The sequence below is a fragment of the Pseudomonas sp. PDM21 genome, assembly GCF_014852505.2.
Taxonomy (GTDB): domain Bacteria; phylum Pseudomonadota; class Gammaproteobacteria; order Pseudomonadales; family Pseudomonadaceae; genus Pseudomonas.
On record NZ_CM181223.1, the window covers coordinates 3,077,237 to 3,093,712 of the forward strand.

A 16,476-nucleotide genomic window follows, 5' to 3' on the forward strand; every position below is an offset into this window, starting at 1 on the left:
CTCAACCCCTGAAACTCCGCTTCAACGAGGCCTCCTGAACGGGGCGTTCGGCGTGCTCGGACATGTCGCTGGAAGTCTTCAGAGAGCGAAGAGCGGTAGTAGGAGCAAGCTTGCTCGCGAACCGTCCAACACCGACGTTTTCCTGTAGGAGCGGGCCATGCCCGCGAACGGCGCCGGTAGGCGCCGTTGCTACGGACTACTGGATCGCCGCCACCGGCTGCCCAGCCACCTGCCGGCTCGCTGCCTCCAGTGGAGCGGGGTTGGCCCAGTCGGCGGCCTTGAAGTCGCGGCGGATCAGGCCGTAGCTCTTCGCGGCCGTGATGGACGCATCCAGGCGGCCGAGGAAATCGGCGTCCAGCTTCGGCGACAGTACTTCCACCAGCGGCCGGTCCTGGTATTCGCTCTTGAAGATCACCGCCGGATAGCTGGCCTGCTTCGACACCAGTTCGATATAGGCATCGCGGTTGGCCTCCGCACTGGCCCATTGCACGGCCTGCAGCTGCACCTTGAGCAGCCGCTCGGTGATGTCCGGGTGGGCGTCGACGAATTCGCCGTTGCCCACCAGCAGCGCCTGCAGGGTGCCGGCGCCGCCGAGGTCGCGGGTGTTCAGCGGGATTTCCGCCAGGCCCTTGTCGCGCAGGGCGAACAGGCCGGCCAGGCCCCAGGTGGCGTCTATCTGCCTGGCCGCCAACGCCGCAAGCGCTGCGCTGAAGTCGAGGTTGATCACCTTCAGGTCCTTCTCGGTAAGGCCGGCGCTGGCCAGGGCGTTGTCGAACGACAGCTGGCTGGCAGTGCCGCGGAAGATGCCCACGCGCTTGCCCTTGAGGTCGGCCAGGGTCTTGATCCCTGAGCCCGGCTGCACGCCCAGGTAATGGTTCACGCCGCGCGCGGTGGCGGCCAGTACGCGGCTGTCCAGGCCGCTGGACTTGCCGATGATCGCCGCAAGGTCACCCAGGTAGGCGAAGTCCACCTGGCCGTTGGCGAAGGCCTCGTTGACCACCGGGCCGGCGCCCTTGAAGAAGCTCCATTTGACCTGGATGCCGTCCTTGGCGAATTCCTTCTCCAGTAACTGGCGGGTGTAGAGGATGTCCACCACGCCGCCGCCGGAGTGGTTCTGGCCGGCGCTGACGTCGGGCACGGCGATGCGGATTTCCTTCACCGGGGCGGCGGCCTGAGTGGCCAGCGGGTAGACGCCGAGGAGGCCGGCCAGCACCGGCGCAGCGAAGAGGGACAGCAATTGAGTGGTGAGGGCCTTCATGGCGCCTGCCTCCTGCAGTGGGGGAGCGCGTGTGGCTCCGGCGAGCGCACTAAAGGCATGGGGCTGTTCATCAACAAAATAATAAAAATTCATTTTTTAGAAACTGTTCGAGCTAAGCGAGGGATGACAAGGCTTCGCGGGTAGATGCCCGGCGGGCATAAAAAATATTCGGCGAATGCATTGGATGAGCACCGGGACCTTCCCTTAAATGGCTTGTGTTAGCTCATAAATGAATTGATATAACTATTTATATTCCAATGAAGAATATTACGAAGCCCTATCGCCTTGCTTTTCCCAGCCCCCGCCTGAGGCCTTCCACCGTCGGTTGGAGCGGGCTTGACCCCATCCTGCCGTGGCTGGTGCCGCTGGCCATTGCCGTGCTCTGGTGGACCTCCAGCCACCGTCACTGGATGTCCGCGCAGATCCTGCCCACGCCCGAACTGGTGCTGCAGGCCGGCCGCGAGCTGCTCGCCGGCGAGCTCTGGGAGCAACTGGGCATCAGCCTGAAACGTCTGCTCCGGGGCCTGCTGGCCGGCATCCTCAGCGGGCTGGCACTGGGCGCCTGGCTCGGCTTCAGCCGCCGCGCCGAGCGTCTGGTGCTGCCCACCTTCAGTGCCCTGGCGCAGGTTCCGACCCTGGCCTGGATTCCGTTGTTCATGCTGTTCTTCGGTATCGGCGAGCTGCTCAAGCTGGTGGTGCTGGTCAAGGCGATCATCGTGCCGGTGACGCTGCACACCCTGGTCGGCGTGCGTGATGCCCAGCCGCGTCTGCGCGAGGCCGCAGCCGTGCTGCGCCTGCCGCGCCGATTGTTGCTGTGGCGGCTGATCCTGCCGGCGGCGCTGCCGGCTTTCCTCACCGGCGTGCGCCTGGCGCTGGCGCAGGGCTGGACCTCGTTGCTGGCCGTGGAACTGCTGGCTTCCAGCGAAGGCGTCGGCTACCTGATGGTGCAGGCGCGCCAGCTGTTCATGCTCGACATCGTGTTCGTCTGCATCCTGGTCATCGGCCTGGTGGGCGCGGCCATGGACCGTGGTATCCAGGCGCTGGACCGGCGTCTGGTTCACTGGCCGCAACAGGCCGCAGGAGAGTTCCGGAGAAGTACGGCGGGGCAGGGCTGGGAACGCCTGCAACCCTGGCTGCTGCCGTTGGCGCTGCTGGCGATCTGGCAGGCGGCGAGCGCACTGCAGTGGGTCGATCCGGCGATTCTCGCCAGCCCCGCGTCGGTAGCCGTCGCGCTGTGGCAGGGATTGCTGGATAGCAGCCTGACCGCCGCGTTGCTGGCCAGCCTGCAACGCACGCTCGCCGGCCTGCTGCTGGGTGGCTCGCTGGGTTTCCTGCTCGGCCTGGGACTGGGCCTGTGGCGCCCGGCGGAGCGGGTGCTAGGCCCGTCCTTCGCTGCGCTGCGGCAAGTGGCGATCTTTGCCTGGGTGCCACTGCTCACCGCCTGGTTTGGTTTGGGCGAGCTGGCCAAGGTGGTGTTCGTCGGCCTGGCTGCATTCTTCCCGCTGTTGCTGGCCACCCAGCGCGGCATCGCCAGCCTGCCGGCGCAACTGAGCGAAGCGGCCATCGCGCTGCGCCTCTCGCCCTGGCAACGGTTGCGGCGGCTGGTACTGCCAGGGGCCGCGCCCTCAGTGTTCGCCGGGGTGCGTCTGGCGCTGATCTATGCCTGGCTCGGGACCATTGGTGCCGAGTACTTCATGCCTTCGGACGGCGGCATCGGCAGCCTGATGATCGGCGCGCAACAACTCTTCCGCATGGACCTGGTCGGCGCCGGCATGTTGCTGGTCGGACTCACCGGAGCCTTGCTGGCCGCCCTCGGCCAGCGCATCGAAGCGCGGGTGACGCGCTGGAGACACGCATGAACGCTTTCGCATCCCAGGCGCTGGTGAGCTTTCGCCAGGTCGCCAAGAGTTTCCCCGTGGATGGCCGCGAACTTCAGGCCATCGAGCGTTTCGACCTGGAGATCGCCGACGGTGAATTCATCGCCATCGTCGGCGCCAGCGGTTGCGGCAAGTCCACGCTGCTGCGGCTCTTGGTGGGACTGGACCGCGAGTTCCAGGGCGAGATCCGTATCGACGGCACGCTCATCGACGGTATTGGCGGCGAGCGCGGCATCGTGTTCCAGGAGCACCGCCTGTTCCCCTGGCTGAGCGTGGAGCAGAACGTCGCCCTCGGTCTGGTCAACGAACCGCTGAGCGAGACCGGCAAGGCCGCCAGGGTCGCCGATTATCTGCAACTGGTCGGCCTGACGGCCTTCGCCCGCGCCTACCCGCATCAGCTGTCCGGCGGCATGGCGCAGCGCGTGGCGATCGCCCGCGGCCTGGTGGCCAGCCCGCGCATCCTGCTGCTGGACGAGCCGTTCGGCGCGCTCGATGCGCTGACCCGCCAGCAGTTGCAGGAGGAGCTGCTGCGCATCCGCCAGCGCGAACGCATTACCACCGTGCTGGTGACCCACGATGTCGAAGAGGCGCTGTTCCTCGCCGACCGCGTGGTGGTCATGGCGCCGCGCCCCGGGCGCATCAAGCGCATCGTCCAGGTGCCGCTGGTGCATCCGCGCGAGCGCGGTGGCTACGACTTCCTGCGCCAGCGCGAGGCGCTGCTGCACGAGCTGACTGGCGAGGGCGACTACGTCGCGCCGCAGCTCAAGCGGGTGCAAGACCTGCCGTTCGAGTTCATTGCCTGCTGATCCAGAGAACCCGCCCTTGCAGGCTCACCCAACCTAACGAGTCCGACCATGAGCAAACGCCCCAACTTCCTCGTCATCGTCGCCGACGACCTCGGCTTCTCCGACCTCGGCGCCTTCGGTGGCGAGATCGCCACGCCGCACCTCGACGCCCTGGCCCTCGACGGTCTGCGCCTGACCGACTTCCACACCGCGCCGACCTGCTCGCCGACGCGCTCGATGCTGCTTACCGGCACCGACCACCACATCGCCGGCATCGGCACCATGGCCGAGGCGCTGACCCCGGAGCTGGAAGGCAAGCCCGGCTACGAGGGCTACCTGAACGACCGCGTGGTGGCGCTGCCGGAGCTGCTGCGCGAGGCCGGCTACCAGACGTTGATGGCCGGCAAATGGCACCTGGGCCTGAAACTGGAGCAGGCGCCCCACGCGCGCGGCTTCGAGCGCTCGTTCTCGCTGCTGCCGGGTGCCGCCAATCACTATGGTTTCGAGCCGCCCTACGATGAAACCACGCCACGCATCCTCAAGGGCACGCCAGCGCTGTACGTGGAGGACGACCAGTTCATCGAGGAACTGCCGGCGGACTTCTATTCCTCCGACGCCTTCGGCGACAAGCTGATCGACTACCTCAAGGAGCGCGACCAGAGCCGGCCGTTCTTCGCCTACCTGCCGTTCTCCGCGCCGCACTGGCCGTTGCAGGCGCCCAGGGAGGTGGTCGACAAGTATCAGGGCCGCTACGATGCCGGCCCCGAGGCGCTACGCCTGGAACGGCTGGAGCGGCTCAAGCAGCTGGGCCTGATCGAAGCCGACGTGAACGCGCATCCGGTTTTGGCAATAAGCAAGGAGTGGGGGCGCCTCACCGACGAGGAAAAGGCGAAATCGGCGCGGGCCATGGAGGTCTACGCGGCGATGGTCGAGCGCCTGGACTGGAACGTCGGGCGTGTCGTCGAGTACCTGCGCCAGCAGGGCGAGCTGGACAACACCTTCGTCCTGTTCATGTCCGACAACGGCGCCGAGGGCGCGCTGCTGGAAGCCTTCCCGCGCTTCGGCCCTGATCTGCTGAGCTTCCTCGACCAGCACTACGACAACAGCCTGGAGAACATCGGCCGCGCCAACTCCTACATCTGGTACGGCCCGCGCTGGGCCCAGGCGGCCACCGCGCCGTCGCGGCTGTACAAGGCCTTCACTACCCAGGGCGGCATCCGCGTGCCGGCGCTGGTGCGTTACCCGGCGTTGCAGCGCCAGGGTGAGATCAGCCACGGCTTCTCCACGGTGATGGACATCACCCCGACCATTCTCGACCTGGCCGGCGTGCGCCATCCGGGCAAGCAGTGGCATGGCCGCGAAGTGGCCGAGGTGCGTGGCAAGTCGTGGCTGGGCTGGCTGTCCGGCGAGACCGAGCAGGCCCACGACGAGAAGACCGTTACCGGCTGGGAACTGTTCGGCATGCGCGCCATCCGCCAGGGTGACTGGAAGGCGGTGTACCTGCCCGCGCCGGTCGGCCCGGCCACCTGGCAGCTCTACGATCTGGCCAGCGATCCCGGCGAGACGAGGGACCTGGCCAAGAGCGAGCCGGCGAAGCTGGCAGCGCTCATCGAGCACTACAAGCAATACGTCAACGAGACCGGCGTGATCGACGCGCCGCCACCGTTCCTGGCGCGCTGATCGCCAGCGCCGGAGCCTGTCTGCTCCCTCGCTCATGCGTGCCCGTGCGGGAAGGAAGGACAGTCCCGCGCGGGGGAGAGAACCGGTGGCCGCCCGACTGCTCGGACTGACGGCGGCCACCGGAATGCACTTCCCATTGGTTTGGCTGCGCTGGCCTTCTGTCTTATCGGCTTATGTGGGCCCGTCCTTGAGGCCGTCCTGGTGGGCGGCGGACAGATGGGGCTCCTGCCGGCTGTCCTCGGGCTCGATGTCCACCAGTTCTTCCAGCGACTCTTCGCGGGTCACTCTGGGATCGGGGTCAGGGGTATCCACGGGTGTTTTCATGCTCACCTCGCTTGCCGGGTCTGCTTGCCGGCCAGGGCGCGCAACCGTGCGCCCGCCACCACCACCTTGCGCGGCCGGTGGGTCGGATTCACCGGAACGAAGGTCTGCAGTTCGATGCGCTTGAGAAACCAGTCGACGTTGTCCTCCTCCAGCGGACCTTCGACGGTCATCAGGTCTCGCCGGATGCGTTCCACGAGGTTGTTCAGCAACACGGCGCTGGTCTGCTCCTCGTGCTGGATGACACGGGAGATCAGGCGCTTGCCCGCGGTATTGCGCAGGCTGATCAGCAGTGTGCCGTCTGGCCTGGTGGTGAACTGTGGCCGGTAGTCGCTGAACAGGTGGCTCAGGTGCTCGATGGCAGTGTCGCGGCAACTGGACATGTCGATCCCTCCCGGTGGTTGGCAGAAGCCAGAGCGTTGGCTTGAGCCTGAAACCTCGCATCAGCCGTGCCAGGCCGGGAAAGACTGTTTCAGCCGCTTAACAGGCTGTTATTGCTGGAGATCGTGAGGAGATGCTGGCCTTTGGTCACTTGCAGGATGCAAGGTTGCACCGGCAAGAGGCTGGATAATGCACGGCCAGTAGCTTTGCCGCCTTTCTGGTCGCCATGGTTGCCCCCTGGCAGGCCTTCCGTCCGAAACTCGCACAACCCCGGGGTAGCCTTGATATCAGCGGCGCCTGCCAGTGCGGGCGATCCGCTTGCTGATGCCGGCGAGTCCCGGCACCAGGGCCAATCGCCAGTATTTCCCTCCGGCAGCCGAGCGGGCAGGGTTGAGCCAGGGAGAGGAGGTGGCCATGACGCAGTTCCGACGCCTGGACGTGGAAGCGGTGCTCCACGAAGCCTATCCGCTGTTCAATTTCTCCTGCTACCGGGAGGAGGGTGGTCGCTATTCAATCCGACTCAGCAGCCAGCTGGCTGACATGCCCTGTACCACCGTGGTCGGTATCCACGGTGACGAACTGAGCAGCGCAGGGCGGGTGCGCAGTCTTGGCCTGGAGCTGATCGACAGCTTCATCGACTAGCGCGCGCGGTGAGCGGCAACGCTGCTGCCGCTCACCTTCTGTGCGTCAGTGCTGATGACGGCTCAGGGCACAGGCCGCCGCCAGCAGGCCCGCGGCCGTGGCCAGCACTGCAACGGTCTGCCAGGGGTGTTCACCGGCATACTCGCCGCCCGCGCGAATGGCCCGGCGGCTGCGCTGAATCAGGTGCTCGCTGGTTTCGCGGCTGTCATCCACCAGGTCCCGCAGCCTCGTCTTGAACGCCGGCAGTTGTTCTGCCGTCAGGTCCCGACTGCTGGCCAGCAGGGATTCCAGGTCGTTCACCAGGGATTGCAACTCCTGCACGCCACTGTTGCGGGTAGAGGGGAACCATCGATAGCTGCCCATTGAGTGTCTCCTTGATTGCTTCGGGTTGGAATTCGCGGGTCGGTTGCGCCCTCGGGCTTCTATCCGCAACGGGCGTCGGCACGCGCTGCCGCGCGCATTAGCGGATTTGCCAGACCCATTCGAGAGAGCCCCGAGACCGCCGGTCGTTCACTGATTCGGATGAGCGGAACCTGACGGTTCGCCTCGGGCGTGCTTGAGTGCAAGGGTCGCTCGCCGGCTCTTTTTTGCCATTGTTGGAGGCTGCGCAGGTGCGACGATTGGTGGCAGTGCGCGGGGGAGCGCAGGGTGATCGCTTGTGCGAGGATGCCGCCCGCCACGCCATGAGCACTTAAAAAGACCGGGAGACGACTCCGATGCAGATCCGTGACTTTCGCGATGACGACATGGACCGGGTGCTGGATATCTGGCTGCGCGCTTCGCAGCAGGCCCACAACTTCATCGATACCGATTTCTGGCAGCAGCGCCTGCAGGACATGCGCGACGTCTACCTGCCTGCTGCCGCGTCACGCGTCGTCGAGAGCGACGGCTGCGTGATTGGCTTCTACAGCCTGCACGACGGCGCGCTGGCCGCACTGTTCGTTGCCCCCGAGTGCCAGGGCCAAGGGCTGGGTTCGCACCTGCTGAGCGACGCCAAGATTCACCTGCCGATGCTGGAGCTGGCGGTCTATTCGGCGAATGCCGGCGCCGTGGCGTTCTACCAGCGGCACGGTTTCGAGGTGCTGGAGGAACGCAAGGACGAACACACCGGACATCCCGAGATGCGCATGGGCTGGAGCGCGCGTCCGGCGGTCTGCGGATGCTGAAGAAAACCGCTGCTGTTCTGCTGCTCGCCATTGCCGGCCCCGCCGCTGCCATGGATGGCAAGGGCAACTCCTCGGATCACTTCACCGTCGGCACCAGCCTGGGCACGGCCGCTGTCAGCGAGTCCAGCAGCCAGGCGCCACGTGCCTATCAGCAGGCTCGCGACGATGCACTGGCGTACGTCGCTTCGGCCGGGCAGATTCATGGCGCCCAGCTCGAACAAGCCTTGCGCCTGTACCGCAGCGAGCACCCGCAATCGCCCTTGAGTGACCAGCAGGTAGCCCAGGCCATTGCCAGCCAGGGCTGAAGGATTCTCCGCTTCCAGATAGGCAATTCGGCTTGCATTCGTGAGCCGGAATCAATTGATTTTGCCGAAACGGCGTCTTAATCCCCGTCGGCAAAGCCCGCAGACTGCTTTCCATTCGAACGATCGAGTGGTTCGCGGCGCTGCACCAAGGCTCCCACGGACTTCCCGATCGCGCCTCTTGCCGCTGAAGGAGTCCCGCCATGACCACTAACGCATCCCCGCTGTTCCAGTCCTATTCCCTGGGTGGGCTCGAACTGCCCAACCGCATCGTCATGCCGCCGATGACCCGCTCCCGCGCCAGCCAGCCGGGCGATGTGCCCAACGAGCTGATGGCCGAGTACTACGCCCAGCGCGCCGGCGCCGGCCTGATCGTCAGCGAGGGCACCTGGATTTCTCCGCTGGGCAAGGGCTACGCCTGGACTCCGGGCATCCACACCCCGGCCCAGGTCGCCGGCTGGCGCAAGGTCACCCAGGCGGTGCATGCCGCCGGCGGGCGCATCTTCGCCCAGCTCTGGCACGTCGGCCGGCTCAGTCACATCAGCCTGCTCGACGGTCAGTCGCCGGTGTCTTCCTCGGCGATGCAGGCTGAGGGCGTCAATGTCTTCATCGCCGAAAACGACGGGACTCCCGGCTTCGTCCAGGCCTCGAAACCCCGTGCGCTGAAGGTGGAGGAAATCCAGGTCATCGTCGATGAGTACCGCCAGGCCGCGCGCAACGCCATGGCCGCCGGTTTCGACGGTGTCGAGTTGCACGCCGCCAATGGCTACCTGGTCAACCAGTTCATCGACTCCAACGCCAACGACCGCACGGACCAGTACGGCGGCTCGCTGGAGAACCGCCTGCGCTTCCTCGCGGAAGTGGCCAGGGCGCTGGTGGAAGGCACCGGCGACAAGAGCCGCGTCGGCATCCGCCTGGCGCCGCTGACCACCCTGAACGGCTGTTCCGATGCCGACCCGGAAACTACCTACCTGGCCGCCGCTCGCCTGCTGGGCGAGATCGGCGTGGGCTACATCCACATCGCCGAAGCCGACTGGGACGACGCCCCGCACATGCCGCTGGAGTTCAAGCGCCGCTTGCGCGAAGTGTTCCCCGGCGCGCTGATCTATGCCGGCAAATACACCGCCGAGCGTGCGACCGCCGCGCTGAATGAAGGCTGGGCGGACCTGATCGCCTTCGGTCGGCCCTTCGTTGCCAACCCGGACCTGCCCGAACGCCTGCGCCTGGGCACACCGCTCAACACGCACCAGCGCGAAACCCTGTTCGGCGGCGGCGCCCACGGCCTCACCGATTACCCGCGCTTGAGTGCCTGAACTGCATTGCTGCCTTAAAGACAGGAGTCCGAGGATGTGTCCTCACAGACACTCGCTGGTGCTGCATCGCTAGATGCGGCACCAGCGAGTACATCCACCTGACCTGCATGGTAGTCGGTGGTTTGGCGCAAGTTCACACGGACTTTACGGACGGGGCTGACTGACAAGGCCGCAGCCTAACTGGTGGGATCGACGTTCTCCCCGGAACGGACGCCCGCCATGCTCATCGATGCCGCCCACCGCTTCTTCGATCACAGTCGTCATACGCTTAGTATCAGGGACGTCACCGCGCCGCTCGATGTCCTGGCCTTCACGGGAGACGAAGCGCTCAGCCAGCCCTTCGCCTACCGCATCGAATTCACCAGCACCGATCTCGACCTCCCCGCCGACTCGTTCCTCTGCAAGGACGCCAGCTTCAGCCTGCGCGCGCCGCCCGAGCAGTTAGGCATTCCCGGCTACACGCCGCCGCTCGCGCCGCCCCTGCGTACGCTGTACGGCACGATCAGCCGCTTTTCCCTGCTGGCCATGTCACGGGACGAATCCCGCTACAAGGTGACTTTCGTCCCCCGTCTGAAGCTGCTGGGCCTCGCTCGCCAGTACCGCATTTACCAGAACCAGAGCGTGCCGCAGATCGTCGAGCAGGTACTGCGGCGCAATGAGTTCGAAGGGCAGGATTTCCTCTTCGAACTGACCCGTGAATATCCGCAACGCGAACAGGTGATGCAGTACGGCGAGGATGATCTGGCGTTCATCCAGCGCCTCACGGCCGAGGTGGGCATCTGGTACCGCTTCAGCATGGATGAGCGCCTGCGCATCGAGGTACTGGAATTCCACGACGACCAGCGTCAGTACCTGCCCGCGCCACCCTTACCGCTGCGCCCGCTGTCGTCACTGGAGTCCAGCGGACAGGATGCCGTCTGGAACCTGCAGGACAACCATGAAGGGGTCGTGCAGAGCGTCAGCAATCGCGCCTACTACTACCGCGACGCCGGTGCTGAGCTGGACGCCAAGGTCGACCTGCTCAGATCGCCAAAAACCACCTACGGCGAGGCTTACCACTACGACGAGCCACACCGGAAACTCGGCGACGCCTACGCCCAGGACGAAGACCTGGAAAGCGAAAGCGGCTACTTCTACGCGCGCCTCGCCCACGAACGCTACCTCAACCAGCGCACGCGCCTGACCGGTTTCACCAGCAGCCCCGTGCTCCTTCCCGGCCAGATAGTGAAGCTCGACGGCGCGGATAAGCGCTTCGCGGCGGGCGCGGTGATTGTCGACCTGCAGTGCCGCGCTGCTCGCGACCGCAGCTTTGAGGTGCAGTTCGAAGCCATCCCCTACGACGAACAGGTCTGCTTCCGCCCGGAAGTGCCGGCCAAGCCGGTGATCGCCGGTACCCTCCCGGCGCGCGTCACGAGCCCCGAGCCGAATGACCTGTACGGCCACATCGACATGGAAGGCCGCTACAAGTGCCATTTCGTCTTCGACCGCGACACTTGGCCCGCAGGCCGCGAGTCAATGTGGCTGCGCCTGGCCCGCCCCTACTGCGGCGACACGTATGGGCTGCACCTGCCTTTGATACAAGGCACCGAAGTACGGATCGCCTTCGAAAACGGCGACCCGGACCGGCCCTACATCGCCTACGCCATGCACGACTCGCGGCATCCCGACCACGTCACCCTGAAAAACTACAAGCGCAACGTCCTGCGCACACCGGCCAACAACAAGCTGCGCTTGGACGACTCACGTGGGAAAGAGCACATCAAGCTGTCCACGGAGTACAGCGGCAAGAGCCAGTTGAATCTTGGCCATCTGGTAGATGCACAACGGCAGCAGCGCGGCGAAGGCTTCGAGCTACGCACCGATGGCTGGGGCGCAGTACGGGCCGGCAAGGGTGTGTTCATCAGCGCCGACGCCCAGCCCGGCGCACAGGGCCAAACGCTGGATATGCAGGCCGCCGTTCGTGAGCTGGAGCAAGCCCTGGAGCAGATCCGCGCCATGGCCCGTGATGCCGCGCTGGCCGTGACACACGAGCCCGACCAGTACGCCCCCGAGCAGCTCAAGGCCGCTCTGGAACTGCTCCGCGAACCCGGCATCCTCGCCTCGGCGCCTGACGGTATCGCTGCCACCAGTGGCGGACACCTCCAGCTGGCCGCTGGGAAAAACCTGATCGCCACCGCTGGCGCCAACATGGATATCAGCGTCGCCAAGCGCTTCACCGCAGCAGTCGGCGAAGGCATCGGCCTGTTCGCCAGGAAGATGGGCATGAAGCTCTTCGCCAACCAGGGCCCGGTCATCATCCAGGCGCAGAACGACAAGCTGGAACTGCTCGCCCGCCACGGCCTGGAAATCACCAGCACCGAGGATGAGGTGCATATCGTCGCGAAGAAGAAAATCACCCTCAACGCAGGCGGCAGCTACATCACCCTCGACCCTTACCGCATCGAATTGGGCTCCCGCGGCGACTTCAATATCAAGGCCGCGCACTTTTCCCTGCGCGGTCCCGCCAGCATGTCGGCGACCCATCCTGAGTATCCGAAGCTCCAGTCCGTGGAGCGCCTGCGCATCAACATTCCCCAAACGCCCAATGCGCCCCAGCTGGCGTGGGCCGGCATGCCCTACAAGCTCTATGCCGATGGTGCGTTGCTGCAGGAAGGCGTTCTGGATGAGACAGGCCATATAGCGCTCGATCATCAGGTCGTCACCCGGAACTATCGGCTCGAGACCAGCAGTGGCGTGAGCTATCAGATTCCTGTCCCCACCGACTACCGCAATGCCGCGAGCGGCGAACTTGCCAACCGTGGCCTGCAGAACCACCCCTCCGAAACTGACCCGCGCGTGAAGCAGCCCATCAAGCATGTGGACGATAGAGGACTGTATGCACGGTTGCTGAACCTGTTGGCCGGCCGCGAAGGAGAACAGCCATGAGTCAATGCGAAGAACTTGAAATCACTGTCCCGGTGGCTCTCCAACACAGCAACGAAGCCACCTGCATTTCACCTTGGTTCATGCGCCGCACCGAATACCATCCGGTACCCGCGCTCTATCAATACCTGATCAATGGCGAAGAAGCCTTCAGGGCTGTCCACGAGGCTATCGCCAAGGCCGAGAGGTCCATCGACATCATCTGCTGGGGTTTCCAGCCGTCCATGTACTTCATCCGCGACGGCAAGAGCCCGTCGATTGGCGACCTGCTCAAGCAAAAGGCGGCGGAGAAGGACATGCAGGTGCGCGTGCTGGGCTGGGAGGCACCTTTCAACGCGGCCGGCTTCGCGGGAGAAGCCAACCTGCCGGGCAAGGGGCCGCACCTCTGGGATCGTGAAGGACAGACAGCAACGGAAGTTCAGTATGCCAAGGACCGTGAATGGTTCGCCGAATGTTCGGCCTCCGGCTGGACCGCCAAGGACCGGGTAGGTAAAGGGCTCCCGGTCTTCGTCAGCCGTGGCTTCGGCTTCGCCGACCGGGTGGAGATTGCCTGGCGCGCGGCCAATCAGGCGCTAGACCCCGGCATCAGCACCTCGACACTTTTCTCTTACTTCGCGGCGCCCACTCACCACCAGAAAACCGTACTGGTCGACTACGAACTGCCCGATAAGGCCGTCGGCTTCGTCATGGGCCACAACATGCTCGATGCCTACTGGGACACCAGTGCGCACTCCTCCAAGCGGCGCCCCAGTGGCGACCTCAAGAGCCCTGTCGACCCCAAGGACCCCGACGGCAAGCCCTACGGGCCAAACGAGGGGCCGCGCGGCAAATGGCCCCGCCAGGATATTTCCAGCAAGGTGCGCGGCCCGATACTGGAACACCTGCATCACAACTTCGCCACCGCCTGGGAAAAGGAAACCGGCGAGGACCTGATCGAAGCGCGGCAGGCAATGCAGGTTGCAGAGCAGCTTTCCTTCGACCGCTGCGAAGAAGGCAGCGATCTGGTCATGGCGCAGCTTCTGCGAACCCAGGCCCAGGAAAACAAGCGTGACATAGAGCGCCTCTACCTGCGGGCGATCAACAACGCCACCGAGTACATCTACATCGAAAACCAGTACTTCCGCTGCCCGCCATTGGCCGACGCCATCCTCCAGACGGCCGCGCGGCAGACAGCCGATGGACGCGACCCCGGCAAGCATGGCGCCCTGCACCTGTTCGTCGTCACCAACGCCAACGAAGAGGGCATCGGCCCTGGCACCGTCAATACCCAGCGCATGCTCGACGCCCTGGGCCGGGCCGACACCATTCCCAAGGTCACCAAGCTGATGCGGGGTGAGCCCGTAGTGGATGAGCGAGCCAAACCGCGAAAGGCTGATTCGGACGCACAGACGCCGCTTGAACCCACCATCACCGACGACGATCCGTTACCCGGCGAGGATGCGGCCAGACCTTACGGTTTCGAAGAACGCCCCGGCCTGAAAATCCATGTCTGCTCCCTGGTGGCCCCGGACTCTCCGCCGGGCAAACCCTGGATGCCGGTGTACATCCACTCCAAGCTGATGATCGTCAACGACGTCTTCACCACCCACGGCTCGGCCAATATCAATACCCGCAGCATGCAGGTGGACAGTGAATTGAATATTGCCCATGAGCGGTATGAGGTGAGTAAACGGATGCGACGGGAGTTATGGAATCTACATACAGATAAAAGAGCGGCGCAGGATATTGCTGCGGAAGCATTCAAGACTTGGCAGAACGTTATCCGAAAAAATAGAAAGCGTCAGGAGGATGAAGGGGAGCCTTGGGCCTCTCTGATCGAATTTCGTTACGACGAACCTATTTTGAGTAATAAAGACTGATGCGTCGGATACTGCTGCTAACCAGCCTGCTGCTGGCCGCGTGTAGCGGAACTATCAATGCTGTGGCCCCGACGAATAAAGGGAGCGCTATGGACTCGCTATCGAACATCAAGGCCAATCTGGCTTTCAGTTGCAAATATGAACAGTTTCCTGAGCCATCAGCGGATAGCGATGTTCTCTACCAATATGCCCGTTGGCTGGAAAAGAGCAACCAGCTAAAACAGAGCAGAACCGTCAATACACAGATTGAACGGATCTACCGCATTGCCTCGGAAAACGGTCACAGCAAGGCGAATGTCAACTTGCAGAACGGTGCGCTGCGCAGTCATTACCAGTTAAACGGCGATGAGCATCTGCGTATGAGCCAGCAATTAATTGATGCGCAGGTGGCTAGTGGGTATTTCTTTGTCGGATTATTCCTGCAGCGCGGTGCGGCAGGATTAAAAAAGGACCCAGAGATGGCGTTGCGGTATTACCGTAAAGCTGCTGACGAAGGTAGCGCAGAGGCTCAGGTTTACATTGCTAATAAGTTAGCGCCAAAGCGTATGGCTCCCGACATTGCTTTTCAGATGCGTAGCTGTGCGGCTAAGCAGGGTAACGGAGAGGCTGCTGCTTTACTTGGTGTGTATTTTCAAGAGGAGGGAAAATATTCGGAGGCTCTTGCCGCATTTCAGATGGGTGTGGCTGCTGGTGATGAGGGCGCAGCTTCATTTCTAGATGAAGGATTTCGTCGTCAGAATTCAGATGATCAGTTTTATTATTTGGGACAGAATAAGGATTTGGAGCGCGCAGGCCGTTATAAGAAAATTGGTGAGGTTCTTGGCAGTTACTCCTACGCTTTTCCCAAGATCCCCGAGATCAACGAGATTGTTCCTCTGCCGCCGGCCAAGCTTCCGCCATGGGATGGGAAGCTCAAATGGCTGGAGGAACGCGAAGCCAATATCCCGCCGCCCAAACCCAGCGAAGCGCTGATTGAGCAGTTGGCCAAGGCCAAGGGCCTGGACCCCGCTACTGGCAAGCCGCTACCCGGTTCCCAGGCGTTTATCCGCGCCACCGATTTCCATATCTGCCACAGCGGCCAGCCGTGCCCACGCGCCGGCTACTGGCGCGTGCTCTGGTCCGCGGAGCGCAGCATCGTCAAGACCGATACCGTCCGCCTGTTCAAGCAGGGCGACATCTTCCCCACCTGGGACGTCAAGCGCTTCATCATCCGCCCCTGGCCGCTGAAGGACAAAACCACCCTGACTAACGAAACCGTGGCATGGAGTTTCTACGGCGATGCATAAGGGGGTTGTGGTCTGGGCGTTTTGCCTGGCGCTGACTGGTTGCGGTGGGTACCCCGCCGCGCGTCCGGCGCCGTTGGATTCGCTTTCCCAGACCAGGGTCAACCTCGCCTTTACCTGCGCCAAGGAGCAGTTCCCTAAGCCCTCACCGCAGGCCGTGGCCTGCCAGTTCATGACCGTGAGGCCGCACAGCGGTGGCATGAGCAACGCCACCCTGGAAACCGTGGTGCGCCGTTATGGTGATGCGGAGCAGGCCTTGTTCATCTCCTTATCTCCGCCCATGGGAAAGAGTTTGGAAATGCAGTGCGGCTTCTGGGCTTGGCTGCAGGCCTATATGGACAACGGCCCCTGGTTCGATGAGAACGGCCAACGCAGCGAGTTGGATGCCTACGTCAAAACAATGATCAAAGCGGGCAGCATGCGCGGCTCGGACTATCTGGGCTATTACTGGCGCATTCTCAACGGAACGGAGGCGAGTCCTACTCAGGAAAAATGGAGCGATTTCTTGATGTTCTGTGGGCATGTGATTTTTTATCCCATGCGCAAGATTGAAGATGTCACCTATGACATCGCCAAACGCCGCTCTCGCGGTCAGTGGCCTCAATTGGTGAAAGAGCGCCTGCACCCCGACGGCCCCACCACACGGCTGGTAGACCTGGAGCGTGCGCAGGGGCTGGACGTCTGACC

Annotated in this window: 15 protein-coding genes; 11 read left to right on the forward strand and 4 right to left on the reverse strand. The window is 63.8% G+C overall.

Going from position 1 to position 16,476, the window contains the following annotated elements:
- Positions 1–196: 196 nt before the first annotated feature.
- Positions 197–1,258: an ABC transporter substrate-binding protein gene (locus IB275_RS14215; RefSeq protein ID WP_192295664.1), complete on the reverse strand. Its 1,062-nt coding sequence runs from the start codon at positions 1,256–1,258 to the stop codon at positions 197–199.
- 257 nt (positions 1,259–1,515) lie between these two features.
- Here IB275_RS14215 and IB275_RS14220 point away from each other — a divergent pair, with 257 nt between their 5' ends.
- Genes IB275_RS14220 through IB275_RS14230 form a run of 3 tightly spaced genes read left to right on the forward strand, consistent with a single transcriptional unit; the run spans position 1,516 to position 5,600 of the window.
- On the forward strand, positions 1,516–3,117 hold the full coding sequence (locus tag IB275_RS14220) for an ABC transporter permease (protein WP_225607870.1): 1,602 nt from the start codon (positions 1,516–1,518) through the stop codon (positions 3,115–3,117).
- Positions 3,114–3,941, forward strand: a complete 828-nt coding sequence (locus tag IB275_RS14225) for an ABC transporter ATP-binding protein (RefSeq protein WP_192295665.1) — start codon at positions 3,114–3,116, stop codon at positions 3,939–3,941. Before IB275_RS14220 ends, IB275_RS14225 begins: the two co-directional genes overlap by 4 nt.
- A gap of 48 nt (positions 3,942–3,989) precedes the next feature.
- Entirely contained in the window at positions 3,990–5,600 is a 1,611-nt protein-coding gene (locus IB275_RS14230; protein ID WP_192295666.1) for an arylsulfatase, read from the forward strand.
- A gap of 171 nt (positions 5,601–5,771) precedes the next feature.
- On the opposite strand, the gene IB275_RS14235 is transcribed toward IB275_RS14230, so the two are convergent.
- On the reverse strand, positions 5,772–5,924 hold the full coding sequence (locus IB275_RS14235) for a hypothetical protein (RefSeq protein WP_167523197.1): 153 nt from the start codon (positions 5,922–5,924) through the stop codon (positions 5,772–5,774).
- A gap of 2 nt (positions 5,925–5,926) precedes the next feature.
- A complete protein-coding gene (locus IB275_RS14240) occupies positions 5,927–6,304 on the reverse strand; it encodes a DUF3509 domain-containing protein (protein ID WP_192295667.1) in 378 nt (125 codons plus the stop codon).
- 412 nt (positions 6,305–6,716) lie between these two features.
- Here IB275_RS14240 and IB275_RS14245 point away from each other — a divergent pair, with 412 nt between their 5' ends.
- Positions 6,717–6,944, forward strand: coding sequence for a hypothetical protein (locus IB275_RS14245; protein WP_081520531.1), 228 nt, complete (start codon positions 6,717–6,719; stop codon positions 6,942–6,944).
- A 45-nt stretch (positions 6,945–6,989) separates the two neighbouring features.
- Here the strand turns inward: IB275_RS14245 and IB275_RS14250 are convergent, their stop codons facing one another.
- Positions 6,990–7,307 (reverse strand): ElaB/YgaM/YqjD family protein, encoded by a 318-nt coding sequence (locus IB275_RS14250; protein ID WP_192210945.1) that lies wholly within the window; start codon positions 7,305–7,307, stop codon positions 6,990–6,992.
- A gap of 353 nt (positions 7,308–7,660) precedes the next feature.
- Between IB275_RS14250 and IB275_RS14255 the strand changes: the two genes are divergently transcribed.
- From IB275_RS14255 to IB275_RS14285, 7 genes are all read left to right on the forward strand, one after another.
- Entirely contained in the window at positions 7,661–8,110 is a 450-nt protein-coding gene (locus IB275_RS14255) for a GNAT family N-acetyltransferase (RefSeq protein ID WP_192295668.1), read from the forward strand.
- Positions 8,104–8,415, forward strand: a complete 312-nt coding sequence (locus IB275_RS14260; RefSeq protein WP_192295669.1) for a DUF2388 domain-containing protein — start codon at positions 8,104–8,106, stop codon at positions 8,413–8,415. The genes IB275_RS14255 and IB275_RS14260 overlap by 7 nt, the downstream gene beginning before the upstream one ends.
- Before the next feature lie 200 nt (positions 8,416–8,615).
- A complete protein-coding gene (locus tag IB275_RS14265; protein ID WP_192295670.1) occupies positions 8,616–9,725 on the forward strand; it encodes an alkene reductase in 1,110 nt (369 codons plus the stop codon).
- A gap of 219 nt (positions 9,726–9,944) precedes the next feature.
- Entirely contained in the window at positions 9,945–12,650 is a 2,706-nt protein-coding gene (locus IB275_RS14270; RefSeq protein WP_494514432.1) for a type VI secretion system tip protein VgrG, read from the forward strand.
- Positions 12,647–14,506: a phospholipase D-like domain-containing protein gene (locus IB275_RS14275; protein WP_192296315.1), complete on the forward strand. Its 1,860-nt coding sequence runs from the start codon at positions 12,647–12,649 to the stop codon at positions 14,504–14,506. The genes IB275_RS14270 and IB275_RS14275 overlap by 4 nt, the downstream gene beginning before the upstream one ends.
- On the forward strand, positions 14,506–15,792 hold the full coding sequence (locus IB275_RS14280; RefSeq protein ID WP_192296316.1) for an SEL1-like repeat protein: 1,287 nt from the start codon (positions 14,506–14,508) through the stop codon (positions 15,790–15,792). The genes IB275_RS14275 and IB275_RS14280 overlap by 1 nt, the downstream gene beginning before the upstream one ends.
- The gene (locus tag IB275_RS14285) at positions 15,785–16,474 is read left to right on the forward strand and encodes a hypothetical protein (RefSeq protein WP_225607899.1); all 690 of its coding nucleotides are present in this window, start codon (positions 15,785–15,787) and stop codon (positions 16,472–16,474) included. Before IB275_RS14280 ends, IB275_RS14285 begins: the two co-directional genes overlap by 8 nt.
- The last annotated feature ends 2 nt before the right edge of the window (positions 16,475–16,476 follow it).

Excerpts from the sequence above, each read along its gene's own strand:
- IB275_RS14215 (WP_192295664.1), bottom strand. The coding sequence starts at position 1,258 with ATGAAGGCCCTCACCACTCAATTGCTGTCCCTCTTCGCTGCGCCGGTG.
- IB275_RS14220 (WP_225607870.1), top strand. The coding sequence starts at position 1,516 with ATGAAGAATATTACGAAGCCCTATCGCCTTGCTTTTCCCAGCCCCCGC.
- IB275_RS14225 (WP_192295665.1), top strand. The coding sequence starts at position 3,114 with ATGAACGCTTTCGCATCCCAGGCGCTGGTGAGCTTTCGCCAGGTCGCC.
- IB275_RS14230 (WP_192295666.1), top strand. The coding sequence starts at position 3,990 with ATGAGCAAACGCCCCAACTTCCTCGTCATCGTCGCCGACGACCTCGGC.
- IB275_RS14235 (WP_167523197.1), bottom strand. The coding sequence starts at position 5,924 with ATGAAAACACCCGTGGATACCCCTGACCCCGATCCCAGAGTGACCCGC.
- IB275_RS14240 (WP_192295667.1), bottom strand. The coding sequence starts at position 6,304 with ATGTCCAGTTGCCGCGACACTGCCATCGAGCACCTGAGCCACCTGTTC.
- IB275_RS14245 (WP_081520531.1), top strand. The coding sequence starts at position 6,717 with ATGACGCAGTTCCGACGCCTGGACGTGGAAGCGGTGCTCCACGAAGCC.
- IB275_RS14250 (WP_192210945.1), bottom strand. The coding sequence starts at position 7,307 with ATGGGCAGCTATCGATGGTTCCCCTCTACCCGCAACAGTGGCGTGCAG.
- IB275_RS14255 (WP_192295668.1), top strand. The coding sequence starts at position 7,661 with ATGCAGATCCGTGACTTTCGCGATGACGACATGGACCGGGTGCTGGAT.
- IB275_RS14260 (WP_192295669.1), top strand. The coding sequence starts at position 8,104 with ATGCTGAAGAAAACCGCTGCTGTTCTGCTGCTCGCCATTGCCGGCCCC.
- IB275_RS14265 (WP_192295670.1), top strand. The coding sequence starts at position 8,616 with ATGACCACTAACGCATCCCCGCTGTTCCAGTCCTATTCCCTGGGTGGG.
- IB275_RS14270 (WP_494514432.1), top strand. The coding sequence starts at position 9,945 with ATGCTCATCGATGCCGCCCACCGCTTCTTCGATCACAGTCGTCATACG.
- IB275_RS14275 (WP_192296315.1), top strand. The coding sequence starts at position 12,647 with ATGAGTCAATGCGAAGAACTTGAAATCACTGTCCCGGTGGCTCTCCAA.
- IB275_RS14280 (WP_192296316.1), top strand. The coding sequence starts at position 14,506 with ATGCGTCGGATACTGCTGCTAACCAGCCTGCTGCTGGCCGCGTGTAGC.
- IB275_RS14285 (WP_225607899.1), top strand. The coding sequence starts at position 15,785 with ATGCATAAGGGGGTTGTGGTCTGGGCGTTTTGCCTGGCGCTGACTGGT.